This window comes from Streptomyces flaveolus, assembly GCF_044765825.1.
In the GTDB taxonomy this organism is placed as follows: domain Bacteria; phylum Actinomycetota; class Actinomycetes; order Streptomycetales; family Streptomycetaceae; genus Streptomyces; species Streptomyces flaveolus.
Genome location: NZ_JBIWKU010000002.1, coordinates 613,600 through 633,991 on the forward strand (window position 1 = coordinate 613,600; position 20,392 = coordinate 633,991).

General features: G+C 73.2%; 19 protein-coding genes. 13 read left to right on the forward strand and 6 right to left on the reverse strand.

Features of this window, described 5'->3' with window-relative positions:
- Positions 1 to 224: 224 nt before the first annotated feature.
- Entirely contained in the window at positions 225 to 1,838 is a 1,614-nt protein-coding gene (locus tag ACIRG6_RS08120) for a serine/threonine-protein kinase (RefSeq protein ID WP_403321555.1), read from the reverse strand.
- A 290-nt stretch (positions 1,839 to 2,128) separates the two neighbouring features.
- Here ACIRG6_RS08120 and ACIRG6_RS08125 point away from each other — a divergent pair, with 290 nt between their 5' ends.
- Together ACIRG6_RS08125 and ACIRG6_RS08130 are read left to right on the forward strand one after the other, a co-directional pair.
- Positions 2,129 to 3,097: an RICIN domain-containing protein gene (locus tag ACIRG6_RS08125; RefSeq protein WP_403321558.1), complete on the forward strand. Its 969-nt coding sequence runs from the start codon at positions 2,129 to 2,131 to the stop codon at positions 3,095 to 3,097.
- A gap of 102 nt (positions 3,098 to 3,199) precedes the next feature.
- Positions 3,200 to 3,625, forward strand: a complete 426-nt coding sequence (locus tag ACIRG6_RS08130) for a VOC family protein (RefSeq protein WP_239766817.1) — start codon at positions 3,200 to 3,202, stop codon at positions 3,623 to 3,625.
- A 15-nt stretch (positions 3,626 to 3,640) separates the two neighbouring features.
- Here the strand turns inward: ACIRG6_RS08130 and ACIRG6_RS08135 are convergent, their stop codons facing one another.
- Complete coding sequence (locus ACIRG6_RS08135; protein WP_318216902.1) at positions 3,641 to 5,029, reverse strand: MFS transporter; 1,389 nt, start codon at positions 5,027 to 5,029, stop codon at positions 3,641 to 3,643.
- 287 nt (positions 5,030 to 5,316) lie between these two features.
- Between ACIRG6_RS08135 and ACIRG6_RS08140 the strand changes: the two genes are divergently transcribed.
- The 11 genes from ACIRG6_RS08140 to ACIRG6_RS08190 are packed head-to-tail and all read left to right on the forward strand — an operon-like array spanning position 5,317 to position 15,325.
- The gene (locus ACIRG6_RS08140) at positions 5,317 to 6,804 is read left to right on the forward strand and encodes an aldehyde dehydrogenase (RefSeq protein WP_403321562.1); all 1,488 of its coding nucleotides are present in this window, start codon (positions 5,317 to 5,319) and stop codon (positions 6,802 to 6,804) included.
- Between the two features lie 17 nt (positions 6,805 to 6,821).
- Positions 6,822 to 7,787 (forward strand): VOC family protein, encoded by a 966-nt coding sequence (locus ACIRG6_RS08145; RefSeq protein ID WP_350716416.1) that lies wholly within the window; start codon positions 6,822 to 6,824, stop codon positions 7,785 to 7,787.
- The gene (locus ACIRG6_RS08150; RefSeq protein WP_364678274.1) at positions 7,784 to 8,593 is read left to right on the forward strand and encodes an aspartate dehydrogenase domain-containing protein; all 810 of its coding nucleotides are present in this window, start codon (positions 7,784 to 7,786) and stop codon (positions 8,591 to 8,593) included. The genes ACIRG6_RS08145 and ACIRG6_RS08150 overlap by 4 nt, the downstream gene beginning before the upstream one ends.
- Positions 8,590 to 9,396, forward strand: a complete 807-nt coding sequence (locus ACIRG6_RS08155) for an alpha/beta fold hydrolase (RefSeq protein WP_364678276.1) — start codon at positions 8,590 to 8,592, stop codon at positions 9,394 to 9,396. The genes ACIRG6_RS08150 and ACIRG6_RS08155 overlap by 4 nt, the downstream gene beginning before the upstream one ends.
- A 2-nt stretch (positions 9,397 to 9,398) precedes the next feature.
- Positions 9,399 to 9,920, forward strand: coding sequence for a cupin domain-containing protein (locus ACIRG6_RS08160; protein WP_364678279.1), 522 nt, complete (start codon positions 9,399 to 9,401; stop codon positions 9,918 to 9,920).
- Entirely contained in the window at positions 9,913 to 10,656 is a 744-nt protein-coding gene (locus ACIRG6_RS08165) for an SDR family oxidoreductase (RefSeq protein ID WP_403321566.1), read from the forward strand. Before ACIRG6_RS08160 ends, ACIRG6_RS08165 begins: the two co-directional genes overlap by 8 nt.
- Positions 10,657 to 10,672: 16 nt before the next feature.
- The gene (locus ACIRG6_RS08170; RefSeq protein ID WP_364678285.1) at positions 10,673 to 11,458 is read left to right on the forward strand and encodes an SDR family oxidoreductase; all 786 of its coding nucleotides are present in this window, start codon (positions 10,673 to 10,675) and stop codon (positions 11,456 to 11,458) included.
- A gap of 9 nt (positions 11,459 to 11,467) precedes the next feature.
- Positions 11,468 to 13,093: a thiamine pyrophosphate-binding protein gene (locus tag ACIRG6_RS08175; protein WP_403321569.1), complete on the forward strand. Its 1,626-nt coding sequence runs from the start codon at positions 11,468 to 11,470 to the stop codon at positions 13,091 to 13,093.
- A gap of 12 nt (positions 13,094 to 13,105) precedes the next feature.
- Positions 13,106 to 14,053, forward strand: a complete 948-nt coding sequence (locus ACIRG6_RS08180) for a PDR/VanB family oxidoreductase (RefSeq protein ID WP_365022593.1) — start codon at positions 13,106 to 13,108, stop codon at positions 14,051 to 14,053.
- A 32-nt stretch (positions 14,054 to 14,085) separates the two neighbouring features.
- Positions 14,086 to 14,313: a recombinase-like helix-turn-helix domain-containing protein gene (locus ACIRG6_RS08185; protein WP_365022592.1), complete on the forward strand. Its 228-nt coding sequence runs from the start codon at positions 14,086 to 14,088 to the stop codon at positions 14,311 to 14,313.
- A 1-nt stretch (position 14,314) separates the two neighbouring features.
- A complete protein-coding gene (locus tag ACIRG6_RS08190) occupies positions 14,315 to 15,325 on the forward strand; it encodes an aromatic ring-hydroxylating oxygenase subunit alpha (RefSeq protein ID WP_239766845.1) in 1,011 nt (336 codons plus the stop codon).
- A gap of 55 nt (positions 15,326 to 15,380) precedes the next feature.
- Here the strand turns inward: ACIRG6_RS08190 and ACIRG6_RS08195 are convergent, their stop codons facing one another.
- From ACIRG6_RS08195 to ACIRG6_RS08210, 4 genes are all read right to left on the reverse strand, one after another.
- Positions 15,381 to 15,929: a MarR family winged helix-turn-helix transcriptional regulator gene (locus ACIRG6_RS08195; protein ID WP_350716436.1), complete on the reverse strand. Its 549-nt coding sequence runs from the start codon at positions 15,927 to 15,929 to the stop codon at positions 15,381 to 15,383.
- A gap of 106 nt (positions 15,930 to 16,035) precedes the next feature.
- Positions 16,036 to 17,457 carry a purine-cytosine permease family protein gene (locus ACIRG6_RS08200; RefSeq protein ID WP_364821691.1) on the reverse strand — a complete coding sequence of 474 codons (1,422 nt, stop codon included), beginning with the start codon at positions 17,455 to 17,457 and terminating at the stop codon, positions 16,036 to 16,038.
- Positions 17,458 to 17,660: 203 nt separating this feature from the next.
- The gene (locus ACIRG6_RS08205) at positions 17,661 to 18,383 is read right to left on the reverse strand and encodes a VOC family protein (RefSeq protein WP_365022586.1); all 723 of its coding nucleotides are present in this window, start codon (positions 18,381 to 18,383) and stop codon (positions 17,661 to 17,663) included.
- A 128-nt stretch (positions 18,384 to 18,511) separates the two neighbouring features.
- Entirely contained in the window at positions 18,512 to 20,302 is a 1,791-nt protein-coding gene (locus tag ACIRG6_RS08210; RefSeq protein ID WP_403321574.1) for an SMI1/KNR4 family protein, read from the reverse strand.
- Positions 20,303 to 20,392: the final 90 nt, after the last annotated feature.

Here is a 20,392-nt window from a genome sequence, read left to right on the forward strand (position 1 = left end):
TGACTTTCGGACATGCCTCCCGGTGAGCAGGGCCGGGCGCGGCTCGGGAGGCGCAACACCCGGGCGTTCCGGCGAGCGAGCCCCGCCCCGACGACGCCGGTCGGCCCCCGGCCACCGGCGCCGCCGGGCGACCGGGCCCGGCCCTGCTCCCTCGGACCAGCCGTAGCGGCATCGGGCAGAGCGGCGACTACACCTGCCTCATCGCGTGAGGCGGGCGGGCGGGCTCATCGGCCGCCGAGTTCCTTGGCCAGTTCCCGCGCCTCGTCCCGCGTGAAGCTGCCCGCGATCTCCACGGAGCCCCCCGCGACGCTCTCGGCCACCGCGGGAGCGCTGAGCAGGCGGTCACCGAGCAGGATGGCGATCTGGTTGCGCGGTGACTGCCGTTCCGCCGCCCGCGCCGTGAGGTGGGCGAACCGGCGCGCGTCCGTGTCGTCGAAGGTCATCAGGATCTTCCACCTCCCGTCCTGCTGGTCGTAGCCGACCTCCCGCAGCTTGCGGACGCTCATCCGGTCCTCAGCCCGGGTCGACACCGAGTAGCACGTCCTGCCGTCCATCGAGACGAAGGTGGGCGGCGGCAGCGCCTCCGAGCACGCGCCCTGTTCGCTCTGCTGGACCAGGGCGAGCCGCAACGCCTGCGCCGGAGCAGCCACCGCCGTGTCGCCGCCGTCGTCGCCGGCGGCGGACCGCAGGACGAAGTAGCCGGCCACGGCCCCCGCCAGCAGCACGGCCGCCACGATCCTGACGACGAGTGTCGTCCGGGCATGACGGGGAGCGGTGGGCATACGGCGGGTGGCGGGCGGTGCCAGGGCCGGCGGGGTGCGCTCGGTGGCCGCCTCCGGGTCGAATCTCAGGCGTGCCGCGTCCGCCTCCTCGATGCGGCGCCGCCGGTGCCGCTCGATGGCGTCCGCCCACGCGGCCGGCAGCCAGTCCGCCGCACCCTGGGCCCCCGGGCGCCGGGCGAGAGCCTCGCCGCAGGACGTCAACAGGGCTGCGGGAAACGGGCGTTGCTCGGGGTCCAGCGCCAGGCAGGGGCGGATCAGCGGGTCGAGGGCGGCGGGCAGGCCGGACAGGTCGAGGTCACCCTCGGCCGCACGGACCAGCTGCTCGAAGGCGGTGCCCTCCCCCATGCCGCGATAGGGGCTGCGACCGGTGGCCAGGTGGAACAGGGTCGCGCCGAGCGAGAAGACGTCCGAGGCCACGGTGGTCGGCTCGCCCCGCGCCTGTTCGGGCGCGGCGAACGGGATCGTCCCCAGGGCCGCCTTGGTGCGGGTGAGGTCCGTGGCCTGCGAGATGCCGAAGTCGATCAGGCGCGGGCCGTCCTCCGGCAGCAGGACGTTGGACGGCTTGACGTCGCGGTGCACCAGACCCGCCGTATGGATGCTGATCAGCGCCTCGACCATGCCCGCCGCCACCCAGTACAGCGAATCGGCCGGCAACGGGCCGCAGGAGTCGACGAGTTCGCGCAGCGAGGGTGCGGGGACGTACTCCGTGGCCATCCAGGGCGACGGCGCCTCGGGGTCCGCGTCCACGACGCCGGCGGTGTACGCCCCGCGCACCCTGCGGGCCAGGGCCACCTCACGGACGAAGCGGCGCCGGTCGGCCTCGGCGGGGCTCTGGCCCTCCGCGGCGAGCAGGGTCTTGACGGCCACGGTGCGGCCACCGGGCGAGCGGGCCAGGTAGACCCGTCCCATGCCGCCGCTGGCCAGCTCGGCCAGTACGGTGTACGGCCCGATCCGGCCGCCGGACGGCACCGCGGCCACCGTCCCGGTCCACTCACCCTGCACCTGCGCCTCCCCGAGGTGGACGTCAACCCGGGTCAGGTCAGAGCTCGTCGGCATGGCGGCGGGCCGGCGTGCGCCCGCTGGTGGGGCGGACCTCGTCCGCCCCACCAGCGGCCCCCCGTCCCCCTGTTCATGCGGTCGGTGGCCGGTGCGGCCCGCTCCCACGGGCCTCGGGCGTCACAAAGACTGCCGTCCACCCTCGGGCCGGGGCAACGGTCCACGGCTGTCCCGGACAGAGGAGGACTGTCCGGGCTGGTCAGGGGCCTGTCCGCATCGTGTCCCGGACAGGCTTGCGTGGCCGAACAGCCCATTGCCCCTCCTGCCGCCGTCACAGCAAGATGACCTTCATGGGGAACCTGGGGGAGTTGTCGCCGTACGAAGCGAAGGACGCGGCGGAGTTCGTCGCGTCGATGCGGCGGCTCAAGGCGCTTTCCGGACGGACGTTTCGCGAACTGGAGGAGCAGGCCGCCCGGAACGGTGACGTGCTGGCGCGCAGCACGCTGGCCGACATCCTCAGACGGACGAACCTGCCACGGCCCGATCTGCTGGCCGCGTTCGTCCGCGCCTGCGGGGACGGCCGGCGGGTCGGCGCGTGGCTGGACGCGCGGGACCGGATCGCCGCCGACGTCGCCACCGGGCCCGCGACGACGCCGGGCCCCGGGCCGGACGCCGGCGACGGCAACGGCAACGGCAACGGCACGGACGAGGCCCCGCCGCAGGCCGCGGAACCCACGGCTCCGCGGCCTCGCCGGAGCAGGGGACGCACGGTCGCGCTCGTCGCCGCGCTCACGCTCCCGCTCCTCGCCGTGGCCGCCTGGGGGCTGCTCCCCCACGGCTCCGACGGGTCGGGCACCGCTTCGGGGGCCGCCACCGACGGCTGGGTCACCCTCCGGCCCGCCCGCACGCCCGACCTCTGCCTGACCGACGGACGGGACCGCAAGGGCGCCTATGCCAGCGCCCTCGCCGTCCAGCTCCCCTGCGCGCGGAGCACGGTGCCGCGCACGTATCTCGAGCCGGTCGGCGAGGGTCTGTACCACATCCAGTGGCACCATCCGGAGGAAGGGAAGGGGTGCCTGACGGTGATGGGTTCCGGCCCGGTGAAGGGCATGCTCGAACCCCGCAACGACTGCACCCACGCGACCCTCTTCCGCCTGGAGGCCGGCCCCGACGACGACGCCGAGGGTGTGCGGATCCGTCCGGTCACCGGGAGCCGGTGCATCGGCATCGCCGACGACCTCACCACCGAGGGCGCGGAGGCGATCGAGGAACGCTGCACCGGCGAGGCCGATCAGCGGTTCCTGGTCCGGGCGGACTGACACCTGCCGAACCGTCCCGGGCCACCGTCCTCGCCGACGGCGCCGCCGACGACTCCGGGCCGCCTCCCGCTCCGCGGCGCTCCCTCACGGCACAGTGGGACCATGGACACGGACGACAAGAATCTTCTGGCCCGGGCCCGCGTGGCGACCAGGCTTCCCGCCCAGGACCTGGACCGGGCGCGGCGCTTCTATGCCGAGCGGCTCGGCCTGCGGCCCGTCGACGAACGGCCCGGTGGGTTGCTGTACCGGTGCGCGGGCGCGGATTTCGTACTGTTCCGCTCGGCGGGCTCCTCGCCCGGCACGTTCACCCAGATGGCCTTCGAGGTCGACGACATCGAGACCGTCGTGTCGGAACTCCAGCGGCGCGGCGTGGTGTTCGAGGAGGTCGACGCGCCCGGGTTCCGGACCAGGGACGGGATCGCCGAGATCGAGGGGAACTACCCGAGCAAGGGCGCCCGGGGTGAGCGCGGCGCCTGGTTCCGCGACAGTGAGGGGAACCTGCTCGGCATCGGCGAGCCGGTCGTCTGAGTCCGGGTCGCCCCGCTACGGCGACACCTCCTCCAGTCGCCGCCCGGCCGTCTCCTCCGCGCAGGCGCCCGCGACGACGGCGCCCGTCAGGGACACGGCGGCCAGGGTGAGGAAGACCGTGCCGATGCTTCCGCCGGCGTAGACCGCGCCGACGACGATCGGGCCGAGGATCACGCCGAGGCGGTTAAGTGCCCCGCCCACGCTGCTGCCCAGGGCCCGCATGCGGGTCGGGAAGAGTTCCGGCGTGTAGAGGTAGAGGCAGATGTTGGAGCCGAAGAAGAACACGGCGGCCAGCGACGTCCAGACCAGGACCTGCACCGCGGTGTCCGCGCCGAGCCGGGCGAGGACGAGCAGGACCGCGGCCGAGCCGCCCAGACAGCCGGTGATCACCCGGCGGCGGCCGGCCCGGTCGACGGTGAGGGCCGCCAGGAGGCAGCCCAGCAGTCCCGCGCAGGACGTGACCGTGGAGTACAGCAGGGCGTCGGACAGGGCGAGGTCGTAGCGGTTCTGGTAGATGGTCGGCAGCCAGGAGGTGATGCCGTAGTTGACGAAGTACCCGGTGAACCACAGGACGCCGACGACCAGGGTGCGGCGCCGGTAGCGGCCGGTGAACAGGCCGCGCAGTCCGCCGGCGGAACCCGCCTTGCCGGTGGCCCCGGCTTCGGGAAGCGGCGAGGCGACGGGAGGCAGCGGTGTGCGCGTCGCCCGCTCCACGGCCGTCTCGATCCGCGTCATGACCGCGGCGGCCTCCTCGGTCCTGCCGCGGTCGGCGAGCCAGCGCGGGGATTCGGGCACCACGCGGTGCACCACGTAGGCGAGGACTCCGGGCAGTGCCGCGAGCCCGTACATCCACCGCCAGCCGAGCACGGGCACCAGCCAGGCCGCCGCCAGGGCGCCCACGGTCAGGCCGGCCGGGAAGACCAGCTCGTACAGGAGGACGAAGCGGCCGCGTCGGTGGCTGCGGGTGATCTCGGCGATGAAGGTGGCGGCCACCGGCACCTCCCCGCCGATCGCCAGGCCCTGCACGAACCGCAGCGCCATGAACGCCTCCGGCGAGGGGGCGAGGGCGAGCGCCAGGTTGGCGACGCTGGACAGGGCCACGCACAGGGCGATCACCCGGACGCGGCCGATCCGGTCGGCGATGCGCCCCGAGAGCAGGGCGCCGACCAGCATGCCGATCGAGCCGACGGTGAGCAGCAGCGTGGCGGCGGAGGTGGACAGGTGCCACTCGCCGCGCAGCTCGGGCAGGGCGTAGGCGATCAGGAGCTGGTCGAACGCCTCGAAGAAGGTGACGGCACCGACCACGAGCCGCACGGTGACGTGCCAGCGGGACAGGGGGAGCCGCTCGAAGCGGGCGGCTATGGAGGCTCGGAACGTGCTGTCGGGTACTGCTTCGGTCGTCATGCGTGGACTCCGCTGGTCGCAGGGGCAGGGGACGGCAAGCGCGGGAGCAGCGGCGTAGAAGAGCGGGGCAGCGGGCCGACGGGACGTCAGGTGAGCGCCAAGCTTCTAAGCGCTTAAGTTGTATCCCTGGCGAACGGGACCGCGTCAAGGCCTGAAGCAGCGAATTAACGAGCGATCTGTTCCGCGGCACCTCTTGCGGCCGAGATATTTAAGCCCTTAGATTTCTAGCACTTACCCAAGTGCCCGCTCAGGCAGCTCCCCTGAACCCTCGTGCAGGAGGCCCCCGTATGCTCCGAACTCCCCCGGACGAAGCGCTCGTTGCGGGCCGGTGGCGGCGCGGCTCGGGCGCCGCCACGCTGACGTCCGACCCGGCCACGGGCCTGCCCCTCGCCACGGTGCACGCCGTGACCGCCGACGAGGTCGCCGAGGCGGCACGGGCCGGTGCGCTGGCCGCCGCCGATCCCCGCTGGCGCGATCTGCTGCCGCACCAGCGGGCCCGTCTTCTGCACCGCGTCGCCGCGCTGATCGAGGAGGACGCCGAGCACCTGGCCGCCCTCCAGACCGCGGACACCGGCAAGGCACTGACCGAGACCCGCGCGCTGGTGGCGAGCGCGGCCGCCACCTTCCGGTACACGGCCGCCGCCCTGGAGACCGCCGAGGACGCGCTCACCCCGTCCCGCGGCGCGTACGTGACGATGAGCGTGCACGAGCCGATCGGGGTGGTCGGCGCGATCAACCCCTGGAACTCCCCGGTCGCCAGCGACGCCCAGAAGCTCGCCCCGGCGCTGGCCGCGGGCAACGCGGTGCTGCTGAAGCCGGCCGAGTGGACCCCGCTGGTGTCGCTGGCCCTGGGACGGATCGTCGCGGCGGCGCTGGAGGAGAGCGACCTGCCCCCGGCCCTGCTGTCGGTGCTGCCCGGACCAGGCCGGGTGGTCGGCGACGCGATCGTCCGGGACCCGCACGTCGGCAAGGTCGCCTTCACGGGCGGCACCGCCACCGGCCGCTCCCTGGCCCGGGCCGCCGCCGAGAAGCTGATGCCCGTGTCGCTGGAGCTCGGCGGCAAGTCACCGACCGTCGTGCTGGCCGACGCGGACGTCGAACAGGCCCTGGCCGGCGTGATGTTCGGCGTCTTCTCCTCCAGCGGCCAGTCCTGCATCGCCGGCTCGCGGCTGTTCGTGGCGCGTCCGCTGTACGACGACTTCGTCGGCGAACTCGTCGCCCGGGTACGGAAACTGCGCGTCGGCCCCGGCACGGACCCGGACACCCAGGTCGCCCCGCTGGTCCACCCCACGCACCGCGACCACGTCGCCGGCTACGTGGACCTCGCCCGCGAGGAGGGCGCCCGGGTGCTGTGCGGCGGTGGCGCGCCGGACGGCCCCGCGTACGCGGACGGCGCCTACTACCTGCCGACCGTGCTCGACGGGCTGCCGGGCGACGCGCGCACCTGCCAGGAGGAGATCTTCGGCCCGGTCCTGGTCGCGCTGCCTTTCGACGACGAGGAGGACCTGGTCCGCCAGGCCAACGAGTCGGTCTACGGCCTCGCCTGCGGCATCTGGACCCGCGACCACCGCGCCGCCTGGCGGATCGCCCGCCGCGTCGACGCGGGCACCGTCTGGATCAACACGTACAAGCAGTTCAGCATCGCCACCCCCTTCGGCGGCATGAAGGCGAGCGGCCTCGGCCGTGAGAAGGGCCGTGACGGCATCCGCGCCTACCAGCGCCAGAAGTCCCTGTACTGGGGAACCGCCACCGCTCCCCTGCCCTGGGCCGGCTGACACTCCCGGAGAAGAACATGTCCCCTGATCCGCACGAACCCCCCATCGCCCGGCTGCGCGCCCTGCGCTCCGTCGAACTGCTCACCCGCGACTTCACCACCGCCACCGACTTCTACGAGGAGGCGTGGGGGCTGGAGGTCGTCGAGGCCGGGCACAGCACGAGCTGGCTGCGCGGCACCGGCCCGGAACACCACGCCCTCCAGCTCACCCGGTCCGAGCGGACCGGCCTCGGCAGGCTCGCGTTCGCCGTGGCCACCCCGGCGGAGATCGACGAGGCCGCGCGGCGCCTGGAACGCCGCGGCATCCGCCCGGCGGCCGGGCCCGGTCCGCTCGACCAGGTCGGCGGCGGATACGGACTGCGCTTCCACGACCACGAGGGCAGGCTGATCGAACTGTCCGCCGACACCTGGGCCGTCCCGCCCCGCGGGCAGGACGGCGCCGTGCCCGTCGGCGTGACACACGTCGTGCTCAACACCACCGACATCGACGCCTCCGTCGCCTTCTACCGCGAGGTCCTCGGCATGCGCGTCTCGGACTGGTCCGAGCACCAGATGGCGTTCCTGCGCTGCAACAGCGACCACCACTGCGTGGCCTTCAACCAGGCGCCCTGGGTCTCCCTCAACCACGTCGCCTACGAGATGAGCTCCGTCGACCACTTCATGCGGGGCATCGGCCGGCTGCGTCACCACGGCGTCACGCCCCAGTGGGGGCCCGGGCGGCACGGCCCCGGCAACAACACCTTCTCCTACTTCACCGACCCGGCCGGCCTGGTCTGCGAGTACACCTCCGAGGTCGCGCAGGTCGTCGAGGACCGCTGGATCTGCAAGGTGTGGCGGCGTGTCCCGGAGCTGTCCGACCTGTGGGGCACCGCGGGCCCGCCCTCCCGGCTGATCCGCGCCCACATGGCCGGCACCCCGGACGGCAGCCCCGTCCTGCCTCCCGTCGACGCCGAACCCTCCGTCCCCGAAGGAGCCCCCGCATGAGCGGCACCGTCACCGAGCCCCTGAAGGTCGGCCTGGTGGGCTGGGGCGCGATCGGCCGGGTCGTCGGCACCGCCCTCGCCGCGGGCGAGGTGCCCGGAGCGGCACTGCACTGCGTGGTCGACAACCGGCCCCTGGGCGAGGCCGCCCCGGCAGACCAGGTGCCCTTCGAGACGGCGATCGCCCGCTGCGACCTGATCGTCGAGGCCGCCGGGCAGGGCGTCGTCCGCGAGTGGGGCGAGCGCGTGCTCACCGCGGGCACGGACCTGCTGGTCGCCTCCACCGGCGCCCTCACCGACGAGGACCTCGCCAAGCGGCTCCTCGGCGCGGGGCCGGGCCGGGTGTACTTCACCGGCGGCGCGGTCGGCGGCCTCGACCTGCTCCAGGCCGTGCGGGCGCTCGGCCCCCTGGACGAGGTCACGCTGACGACCACGAAACTGCCGGGCACACTCGAACAGCCCTGGATGGACGAGGAGTTGCTGAACCGGCTGCGCACCGCCACCGGGCCGGTCGAGGTGATGAGGGGTACCGCGCGCGAAATACCCGTGAAGTTCCCCCGGTCGACGAACGTGGCGGCCTCCGTCGCCCTCGCCGTCGGCGACCTGGACGCCGTCCGGGTCCGCGTCGTCGCCGACCCGGCGGCGGTCCGCACCCGGCACGTGATCGAAGCCTCCGGCCCGCACGGCGCCTACCGCTTCGAGGCGTCCCACACCCCCGACGCCGACACCCCGGCGACCAGCGCGGTCGTCCCGTACGCGGTCCTGCGCTCCCTCGGCGCGATCGCCGGACGCCCGGGGCAGATCCTGTGACCGCCCCCGCCGAGGTCCACCTCGAGGAAGCGGGCACCGACGGGCCCCTGCTCCTGTGCCTGCACGGCATCGGCTCGTCGTCCGCCTCCTTCGCGCCGCAACTGGCCGCGCTGTCCGGCGAGTTCCGTGTCGTCGCCTGGGACGCCCCCGGATACGGCCGCTCGTCCGACCCGGACGGGCCCCTGGACCTGGACGGCTTCGCCGACGCCGCCGCCGAGGTCATCCGGCGGCGGGGCGGCCCGGCCCACGTCCTGGGCGTGTCCTGGGGCGGGGTCGTCGCCCTCCGGCTCGCCCTGCGCCACCCGCGCCTGGTCACCTCCCTGATCGTCGCGGACTCCAGTGCCGGCTCCGGTACGGACCCGGAGAAGGCGGCCGCGATGCGGGCCCGCGTGCCCGAGCTGGAGCGGCTGGGCGCACGGGAGTTCGCCGAGCGGCGCGGCCCCCGGCTGGTCTCCCCCGACGCGCCCGCCGGCCTCGTCCGCCGCGTCGTCGGCATCATGGCGGCCGCCGTACGGCTGCCCGGCTACGCCCACGCCGCCGAGTCGATGGCCACCGCCGACCTGCGCGCCGACCTGGCGCGCGTCACCGCCCCGGCCCTCGTGCTGTGCGGCGACCAGGACCGGGTCACCGGACCGGACGCCGCCCAGGCGCTGGCCGGGGGCCTCCACAAGACGGCGTACGTGATCGTCAAGGACGCCGGTCATCTCGCCCACCAGGAACAGCCCGAGCGCTTCAACGCCTGGGTCCTGTCCCACCTGCACATCGTCACCAACCAGCGCACCCACCACCTCATGGAGGACTGACCATGCCCCTCGAGACCACCGAGTACGACAACGGCGGCGACCTCGGCACGTACACCGACTCCCTGATCGCGAGCAAGGACTCGCGCGAGCCCGACTGGGGCACCCTCTCCTTCCAGGAGAAGGCCGGCCCGCAGTACCGGCGGGCGCAGATCCGCTACGTCGGCTCCGGTGCCACCGGCAACCACGACGACGACCGGCGGATCATCCCCTCCGGCGGCTTCACCTTCTCCAACATGCTGCTCCCGCCGGGCGCGGAGGGCCCGGCCCACACCCACCACGACGTGGAGGAGGCGTTCTTCGTCCTGGAGGGGCAGGTCCGCGTGGGCATCCACCGGGGCCCGGACGAGGTCGAGTACCGCACGCTCGGCTACCGCGACATGATCGTGGTGCCGGCCGGCGTGACCCGCTCGCTGAAGAACGAGGGCGACACCGACGCGCTGTTCTGCGTGATCATCGGCACGCGGAAGCCGCAGGTGCCGACCTACCCGGAGTACTCGCCGCTGTACGGCGTCACCCGTGACTGACGCCGCGAGGACGGTCGTCGTGACCGGGGCGGGCCGTGGCCTGGGGGAGGCCATGGCCCGCCGGGCCGGCGCCGACGGGCACCGCGTCGTCGTCGCCGAACTGAACGAGGAGTGGGGCGAGCGCACCGCCGCCGCCATTCGCGCCGAGGGCGGCGACGCCCGTTACGTCCCCTGCGACGTGGCGGACCCCGTGTCGGTCGCCCGGCTCGCCGAGGCCGTGGCTCCGCACGGCCCGGTGTGGGGCCTGGTCAACAACGCGGCCCTGGCCAACGGCGTGGGCGGCAAGGAGTTCCAGGACATCGACGTCGAGGTCTGGGACCGGCTGATGGCCGTCAACGCCCGCGGCCCCTGGCTGGTCGCCAAGGCCCTGCATCCGCTGCTCGCCCGGCCGGGACGCATCGTGAACATCGCCTCCGACGCGGCCCTGTACGGCTCCCCGCGCCTGGCCCACTACATCGCCTCCAAGGGCGCGGTCGTCGCCCTGACCCGGGGCATGGCCCGCGAACTCGGGGAGCACGGCATCACCGTCAACGCGGTCGCCCCGGGCCTCACCGAGTGCGAGGCCACCGAGTCCGTCCCCGCCGGACGCCACGCGCTGTACGCCACCCACCGCGCGATCTCCCGCCCGCAGCAGCCCGACGACCTCGTCGGTCTCGTCTCCTTCCTGCTGAGCGAGGAATCCCGCTACCTCACCGGCCAGGTGATCGCCGTCAACGGCGGCTTCACCATGCACTGACACACAGGAGCGATTCATGGATCTCGGTCTCGCCGACCGGACCGTCCTGGTCACCGGCGGCAGCTCGGGCGTCGGCCTGGCCACGGTCCGCGCACTGCTCGCCGAAGGGGCCAACGTGGCCACCTGCGGCCGGGACGCCGGCCGCCTCGCCGACGCCGCGGCCCGCCTGGACGGCGGGGACCGGCTGCTGACCTCCGCGTGCGACGTACGCGACGCGGACGCCGTGCACGGCTTCGTGGACCGGGCGGCCGAGCGCTTCGGCCGCATCGACGGGCTGGTGAACAACGCGGGCCAGTCCCGCATGAAGCGGCTGGACGACACCACGGGAGAGGACTGGCGCGACGAACTGGAGCTGAAGTTCGCGGGCGTCCTCCATCCGCTCCAGGCCGCGCGCAAGCACCTGCGGGACTCGGACGCGGCGAGTGTCGTCAACGTCAACGCGGTCCTCGCCAAGCAGCCCGAGCCCCGCCTGATCACCACCAGCGCGGCACGCGCCGGCATCCTCAACCTCTCCAAGTCGCTCGCCGTCGACCTCGCCGCCGAGGGCATCCGGGTCAACTCGGTCTGCCTGGGTCTGATCGACACCGGTCAGTGGACCCGGCGACACGCCGCCGCGGACTCCGGCCTGGACTACGAGGAGTGGCAGGCGAGGCTCGCCGCCGACCGGGGCGTGGCGCTCGGCCGGCTGGGCCGGGCCGAGGAGGTCGCCTTCGCCGTCGTGACGCTGCTGTCGCCGCGCGCTTCGTACATCACCGGAACCGCCATCGACGTCTGCGGCGGGGTCGGCCGCGGCATCCTCTGAGAGGCACGCATGACATACCGCAACGGGGGCGACCTGCTGGTCGCCGTCCTGAAGGAACTCGGCATCGACACGGTCTTCGGCATCGTGTCCGTGCACAACCTGCCGCTCGTCGAGGCCGTCGACCGGGAGCTGCGCTTCGTGCCCGTGCGGCACGAGGCGACCGCCGTGAACGCCGCCGACGGCTACGGCCGGGCCCGCGGCGGCCTCGGCTGCGCGCTCACCTCCACCGGCACGGGCGCCGGCAACGCGGCCGGCTCCCTGGTGGAGGCGCTCGCCTCGGGAACGTCCGTGCTGCACGTCACCGGGCAGATCGAAAGCCGCTATCTGGGCGGTGGACGCGGCTTCATCCACGAGACCAGGGACCAGCTCGGCATGCTGGCCGCCGTGTCCGCGTACGCGGCGACGGTGCCGGACGCCGGGAGCGCGGGGCGCCTGCTCCGCGAGGCCGCCGCCGCGGCGCTGGCCGTGCCCGGCGGACCGGCCAGCGTGGAGTGGCCGGTCGACCTCCAGTACGCGGCCCAGCAGGACACCCCGGGAACGACGGCCACCGCCGGGATTCCCGCCCCGGACCCCGCCGAACTGGCCGGTGCGCAGGCTCTGCTGGCCACCGCCCGGCGCCCGCTGATCTGGGCGGGCGGCGGCGCGAACCGGGCCCGGCGGGAACTGCTCGCCCTGCTGGAGACGACCGGCGCCGGCCTGATCACCTCCAACTCGGGGCGCGGCTCGGTCCCCGAGGACCACCCGCAGGTCGTCGGCAACTTCGCCACCACGCCGGCCGTGCGGTCCCTGCTCGCCGACGCGGACGCCCTGGTCACGGTCGGCACCCACTTCCGGTCCAACGAGACGGCCGACTACGAACTGAGGCTCCCCGGCGCGCACGTCCAGATCGACGTCGACGGCGCCGCGCTCGGCCGGGTCTACCCCGTCCGGCACGCCCTGCGCGGCGACGCCGCCCGCGTCCTGCCGTCCCTGACCGGGGCCGCCGCACCCGCCGACACCGACTGGACCGCCCACGTCGGTGCCGTGCGCGACGAGGTCCGGACGGCCCTGCGCGACGGCATCGGCCCGCAGGCGGCCGTCTGCGACGCGCTGGCCGCCGCCCTGCCGCGCGGCGCGGTCGTCGCCCGCGACGTGACGATCCCCTCCTCCACCTGGGGCAACCGGCTGCTGCCGCTGCACGACCCGCGCGCCAACGTCTTCCCGCGCGGCGGCGGCATCGGCCAGGGCCTCGGCATGGGCATCGGCGCAGCGCTCGCCCGTCCCGACGAGCCGACGGTGGTCATCGCCGGGGACGGCGGCCTCGCCGTCCATCTCGGCGAACTGCTCACCCTCGCCCAGGAGCGGCCCCGGCTCCTCCTGCTGGTCTTCAACGACGGGGGTTACGGCGTCCTGCGCAACACGCAGGACCGCTACAGCGGCCGCCGCTCCGGCGTCGACCTGCACACCCCCGACTTCGCGGGGCTCTCCGCCGCCTGCGGGCTGCCGTACGCGCGGATCGCCGCGGAAGCCGACGCCGACGGGGTGATCCGGGAGGCTCTCGCCGCCGACGGGCCGACCCTCGTCGAGGTGGACCTCGCGGCGCTCGGCCCGATGAAGACCCCCTTCACCCCGCCCGTCACGATCCCCACCGCGTAGGGAGGCCCACCGATGAGCGACACCGAAGAGCGGCGGCTCGCACTCCTCGTGCGCCGCATGACCTGGGAGGCGGACGGCGTGCTGTCCGTCGAGCTCGCCGACCCGGCCGGCAAGCCCCTGCCCGCCTGGTCCCCCGGCGCCCACCTGGACCTGCGCGTCGGCGGCCCGATCCGTCAGTACTCGCTGTGCGGCGACCCGGCCGACTCCGACTCCTACCGGATCGCCGTCCTGGACGAGCCCGCCTCGCGCGGCGGTTCGCGCCACGTCCACACGAAACTGCGCCCCGGCCAGACGGTGGAGGCAGCCGGCCCGCGCAACCACTTCGCGCTGGAGCCCGCCGGGTCCTACGTGTTCATCGCCGGCGGGATCGGCATCACCCCGATCCTCGCCATGGCCCGCCAGGCGGACCGCGACGGGATCCCGTACCGCCTGGTGCACGGCGGACGGTCACGCGCCTCCATGGCCTTCGGCAACGAACTGGCCCGGCTCACCGGCGGCGAGGTCACGCTCGTCCCGCAGGATGAACTGGGGCACATCGACCTGGCCTCGGCCCTCGCCGGCCTGGCGCCCGACGCCCTCGTGTACGCCTGCGGGCCGGAACCGCTGCTCGCCGCCGTGCAGGAGGCGTGCCCGGAGGGCCGGTTGCGGCTGGAACGGTTCGCCGCTCCGGCGGTGGAGCGGTCCGGCGACGACTCGGCCTTCGAGGTGGAGTGCCGCCGGTCCGGCCTGACGGTCTCGGTGGGCGCGGACACCTCCGTCCTCGAGGCGGTCGAGGCGGCGGGTCTGTCCGTCCCCTCGTCCTGCCGCGACGGCATCTGCGGCACCTGCGAGACCCGGGTCCTCGCCGGGGCCCCCGACCACCGCGACTTCCTGCTCTCCGAGGCCGAGCACAGCACGGGCGAGACGATGATGATCTGCGTCTCGCGCTGCGCCTCCGACCGGCTCGTCCTCGACCTGTAAGCCCCTGTCCCGACGTCCCTCCGGAGACCCTGATGACCGCCGGTGCCTGGCCCTACCTCGACCCCCACCAGTCCCGCACCCACGAACCCAGCTCGTACGAGACGAAGCTCGCGCGCACCCTCGAAGAGATCTTCACCCAGGACGGCCACGACCTCGCCGACGTCGTCGCCGGACTCAACGCCCGCCAGGTGCGCACCCCCGACGGCGCGCCCTGGACCGAGGAGACCTTCCGTACCGAGATGCACCGCCTGGGAGCCTGAGATGAGCCTCACCACCGACGTCACCGCCGACCACGTCTACGCCCACGGGCTGCGCAACCAGTGGCACCCGGTCGTGCCCTCGCACTTCGTCGAGCCCGGCGGCATGCGCAGGGTCACCGCGCTGGGCGAGGACTGGCTGCTGTTCCGCACCGCCGACGGCACGCTCTCCCTGCTCGCCGACCGCTGTCCCCACCGCGGCGCCCCGCTCTCCCTCGGCAAACACCTCGGCGACCGGGTGGCCTGCTGGTACCACGGGGTCGAGGTGCGGGGCGACGGCACCGTCGCCTCCGTGCCCGGGCTGCCCGGCTGCAACCTGGAGGGCAAGAAGCTGGTCACCTCCCTGCCCGTGCGCGAGGTGGCCGGCGCGATCCTGGCCTACTTCGGCGACGAGCGGCATCCCGAGCCCGCGCCCCTCACCCTCCCCGAGCCGCTCACGGACCCGGACATCGCGGCCATCCTGTGCTACGCCGAGTGGAACGTGCCGTGGCGCTTCGCCGTGGAGAACCTGATGGACCCGATGCACGGCGCGTTCCTGCACCACGAGTCGCACACGATGTACGACGGTGACACTCAGGCCAAGTTCCGCATCCGCGAGACCGACCGCGGCTACTTCTTCGAGAAGACCGACCAGCGTGGCGTCAACTTCGACTGGGTCGAGCTGTGCCGGACCGGGGTCGACTGGGTCGACCTGTCCATCCCGTATCCGCCGTCCGCGGGCCCCGGCGGTCCGTTCGGGATCGTGGGCATGGCCTGCCCGGTGGACGCCGGACGTACCGGTGTCTTCTTCTGGCGCTACCGCAGGGTGTCCGGCTGGCAGCGGGACACCTGGCGGTTCCTGTACCGGACGCTCATCGAGAAGCGGCACTGGGAAGTCCTGGAGCAGGACCGGGTGATGCTGGAGGCGATGCCGGCCGATGCCGACGGGTTCGAGAACCTCTACCAGCACGACCTGGGCGTCGTACGTCTGCGCCGGCTGTACCGGCAGCAGGCCGAGGCGCAGGCCGCCGGCTGACCGGACGGGTCCTGGACCGGGCGGGCCCGCGGAGGCGGGGGACGGCGCCGGGAGTTCAGCTCCCGCCGTCCCCCGCCTCCGTCTCCGTCTCGCCCGAGTCGACGATGGAGCGCTCCAGCTTGGACAGCAGCCGGGCCAGTTGGCGCCGCTCGGCCGGGGACAGGTCCCTCAGCATCCGACGTTCGTTGTCCAGGTGCTCGGCGAACACCTCGTCGACCTTGGCCAGGCCGGCGTCGGTGAGCCGCGAGTAGACGACCCGGCGGTCCCCCGCATCGCGTTCACGGACGATGAGGCCGTCCTTCTCCAGCCTGTCGATCCGCAGGGTGACACCCGCCGACGAGATCAGGCCCGAGTCGGCGAGCTGTCCCGCGGTCAGCCGGTAGGGCTTGCCGGCCCGGCGCAGCGCGGTGAGCACGTCGAAGCCGGCCACGGCCAGTCCGTGCCGCTCTACGCCGGCGGCCAGTTCGGTGTTGTAGCGAAGGAAGGTGCGGTGCAGCCTGGCCAGCACTTCGAGGGGAGACGTGTCCAGTTCGGGCCGCTCCCGGGCCCAGTCCTCGATGATCGCCGCCACGGCGTCCCGCTGGGCCGCCCTCTTCACCGCCATGCCGCGCCTCCCCATGTCACCAGCCGTCGCGGGACTCTTCAGAAATCTTAGCCCTGAAATATCCAGCACACGGCACCGGATCACCCGGCGGACGGCATGGGCGTCCTCACCGCACGTCGCCGGCGCTCTCGGGCTCGCCCACGCGGGACGCCGGGCCCGGGGTGGGCCGGGCCGTGCCGGGCTGCCGTCGGCCGACGAGCCAGTAGAGGCCGGCCGGGACGACGAGGCCGACGATCCAGGAGATGTCGGCGCCGCCCAGCGTGGTGACCAGGGGGCCGGTGTAGAAGCTCGTGGACAGGAAGGGCAGTTGCGCCGCGAGGCCGATGCCGTAGACGGACAGCGCGGGCAGGCGCCAGCCGCCGTAGCGGCCGTCGCGGTCGCTGAGCGCGGGCAGGTCGTACCGCTCGCGGGAGATCAGGTAGTAGTCGACGAGGTTGATCGCCGACCACGGCGTGAAGAAGGCCAGCAGGAAGAGGAGGAAGTCGGCGAAGGAGTCCAGGAACGAGTTCCGTCCGGCCAGGGCCAGCAGGGTTCCGGCCACCATGATGGCGGCTATGTAGAGCATCCGGCCGCGCTGTGAGACGGCGCGCTGTCCCCGGAAGCCGCTGACGCTGGTCACGATGGACATGAAGCCGCCGTAGGTGTTGAGCACGTTGATCGTCAGCTTGCCCAGCGCGATCACGAAGTACAGGAACGACGCGATGAGCCCGGTGCCGCCGAGCCCGACGACATAGCCCACCTGGTCGTCCACGAAGGCCGTGCCCGCGGACGCCGCCGCGAGCACGCCGAAGCTCATCGACCACTGGGCGCCCAGCACCGTGCCGGACAGGGTCCACCAGAAGGTCGTGCGGGAGGGTGTGGTGCGGGGCAGGTACCTCGAGTAGTCGGCGACATAGGGGCCGAAGGCCAGCTGCCAGGAGGCGGACAGCGACATCGCCAGCAGGAACATGGGCAGGGTGAAGGTGTGCTGGTGCACGACCTCTCCCAGGTCGATCCGCTGGAGCAGCCGGACGCCCAGGTACACGAAGGCCAGTGCGCACACCACGCTGGCGACCCGCCCCAAGGCATGCACCATGCGGTACCCCACGGTGGCCATGAACGCGGTGACCAGGGCGAAGACGATGATGCCGGGCACGGTGCCGAGGTGGGTCAGCTTGCCGACCGCCTGACCGGCGAGCACCGAGCCGCTGGCGAAGAAGCCGATGTACATCACGACGACCAGCAGGAGGGGCACGACGGCGCCGCGGACGCCGAACTGCGCCCTGGAGGAGATCATCTGCGGCAGTCCAAGCCGTGGGCCCTGGGCCGAGTGCAGGGCCATGACGCCCCCGCCGAGGAGGTTGCCCAGCAGCAGTCCGACCAGCGACCAGACCACGTCGCCGCCGAACACCACCGCGAGGCCGCCGGTGACCACGGTCGTGATCTGGAGGTTGGCACCCAACCACAGGGTGAACTGCGAGAAGGCCGTCCCGTGCCGCTCCTCGTCCGGGACGACGTCGATGGAATGCCGTTCGACCAGGGCGGCCATGGTTACTCCGTTCTGCGGGGCGACGGCCAGAGGCCGGCGGAGCTTTTCCGGCAGCGGGAACCAGGCACCCCCGACCGCGCTGCATATAGTTATGCAGCATGGTCGGCCACTGAAGGGATTGCAACACCCTGAGGTCAACTACATGTAAACAGCATCCTGTGGGAGGGCCATCACCTCGCACACGGCGCCCGCACAGGTGCCACTCAGCGGGACGTCCGCAGGAAGAACTCGTTGCCGTCGGGGTCGAGCAGCAGCACCCGGCCGCTGTCGTCCTCGCCGGTGTCGGTGCGTGTCGCGCCGAGCGAAACCAGGCGGGCGGTCTCCGCCTCCCGGTCGCCGTCGGCGGGGAGCGTCAGCTCGAAGCACAGCCTGTTCGTGCCCGTCTTCGGCGCCACGGGAGGACCACCCCACGTGATCTTCGTACCGCCGCTCGGCGACTGGATCGCGGTCTCCTGGTCCTGGTCCCAGACCAGCGGCCACCGCAGTGCCTCGCTCCAGAAGTAGCCGACCTCCTGTGTACCGTCGCAGGCCAGCGCTCCGACGAAACCGGTGCCGGCGAGGAACTTGTTGCCCGCCTCGATGACACAGAACTCGTTGCCGTCCGGGTCGGCGAGCACCACATGTCCTTCTTCGGGGCGTTGGCCCACGTCGATGTGGCTCCCGCCCAGTTCCAGCGCCCTGGCCACCGTCTGGCGCTGATCCTCCGGGGAGGTGCTCGTCAGGTCGAAGTGCGCCCGGTTCTGGCCGGTCTTCGGCTCCTGGCCCGGCAGGAATCGGATGCGGAACCCTGCGGGATCAGGGGGCAGGATCGCGACGTCGCCGTCCGGTCCGCCGGCCGGCTCCCAGCCCAGGACGCCGGACCAGAACCGCGCCAGGGCCGAGGGGCGGGGTGCACGGAAACAGATCGCTGACAGTTGACTGGTCATACCCCGTGCATCTCCGATCCACCGACGGCCCACACGGGGCCTCTTCCCCGCGGGCGCAGCCTAGGGTGGCCGTGCGGCACCCGCATCCGAGTTTCCGTCGCGCGGCGTCTGGCCGCACTCCGCCCCTGTCACGCCGTCAGGTCCCGGGCCAGCTCGCTGCGCCAGTCCTCGCTGAGTCTGCGGTGCAGGACGGACGCCGCGGCGATCGGCAGCGGCAGCTGGAGGAAGCGGCGCAGCGTGTCCGCCGCGTCGGCGCGGAGCTGCCAGGCCTCGAAGTCCTCCCGCGTGGTGGGCAGTTCCGGCGCGTCCCGGTCCCGGCGCCAGGACGGTTCCAGTGCGGGCCGGGCTGCCGCGGCCTCGGCCGCGAGCGCGCGCATACGCAGGTCCAGTGCTCCGTCCTCAGTGAGTTCGGGGGTCTCGCCGCGGTCGACGGCCGCCAGGGTCCGCGTCACTTCGGTGAAGGCGTCAAGCCCTGTCTCCGCGGCCAGTCTGCGCAACTGCGCGGCCATCGCCGCACGCAACCGGGGCGCGGGAGTGCGCTCGACCAACGCGCCCAAGTCGAAGTCCCTTGTCTCCGAGACGGGACGGCACGACCACTCGGGGAAGTCCTCCAGGACCGGTAGCACGAGGCCGCTGATCAGTGGCTCGTCGAGCGCACGCGCAAGGTCGAAGTCGATACCGAACGCGCTCGGCAGACCGGCGAGGAAGTCCCCGTACGCGGTGGTCGACCCCGGCCACGGGTCGACGCCGACCGACTGTGCCTCCGTGCCGTCCGGGAGCCGTACGTAGTCCTCGCGCGGGGACGACACGAGGCGGTCCTGGGCGCCCTGGGCGTGGGGAAGGCCGTTGTCGTACACGGTGAGACGCACTTCCGGGCCGTGCTTGGTCAGAGCCACCACCCGGGTGTCCCGGGCCAGCCTGCGCAGCACCTCCGGGCGGGTCAGCTGATCGGCACCCGCGGTCTGCATCAGGAAACCCCAGTCCCCGCAGCGCCCCGCGCGCACCAACGGCCGGGACGCCGCCCAGAGACTCGCCGCCGACCGCCGGGCCTGCGCGTGGGTGCGCTCCCGGACGGACTCCCGCCCCACCACACCGGCACGCAGCAGGAGTTGCTCCGCGCTCATGCCCTCGGCGAAGACAAGGTCCGGTTGGCGGGGTCGAGGTGCCCGGGGCCGCGCGAAACCGATCGTGATGTATGCCCCGCTGCTCGGCGCCTCCGGCTGCGGGCGCACGGGCTCCGGTGCGGGCTCGGGCGTGTGCGCGGCAAGCTCGAGCAGCGAGGTGGGCCGGGCCTTGACGGTGCGCGTGGCCTCCTCCCAGATCAGTCTGCCGTCGACGGCCAGCGGAACCCGGCCCCCGATGGGCAACCGCCCCTCCAGGGCATCGGCGAACGCCGACACCGCCGCACGCAGCGAGGTCCAGTCACTGAACGAGGGGGCGTCCTCGTTGAAGTAGTCACCCACGCGCCCGTAGTCGTCACCCGCGCGGCACGTGAGGAACAGGCCGTCCTGGGCGTCCCAGGCGACGCCATGGGTGATCAGCAGCCACTCGTGACGCCAGTAGGCGTTGAGCTCGGCATCGTCCTCGTCGTCGTACGCGTCCTCGACGTCCTCACCGACGGACCGCAGGAACAGAGTGTTCCGCACGATGTCGGCCACGCCGGCGAACGGGCCGTTGAGCGCGAACTCCGGTGCTCCCTCCACCAGTTCGACGCCGTCGTGGCAGCGGAGCGACGCCACGAGCTCCGGGTGGAACGTCACCCCGAGCCGCCGCTCGGCATCGCCTATCTCCGCGGACGACGCGGGTGGCCGCAATCGTGCCCGGCTCAGCGGGGCGTGCTCCGAGAGCCAGGCGCCGATGCGCGCCCAGGCGTCTTCTACGGTCGGCAGCGGTTCGGCCGGGGAAGTGGTCGACATCATTCGATCACCTTAGGAGCGGCCACTGACACCGCCCGTCAGCCGATGACCGACCGAGCCGCACCGGACCGCATCCACTCAGTATTGGTGTCA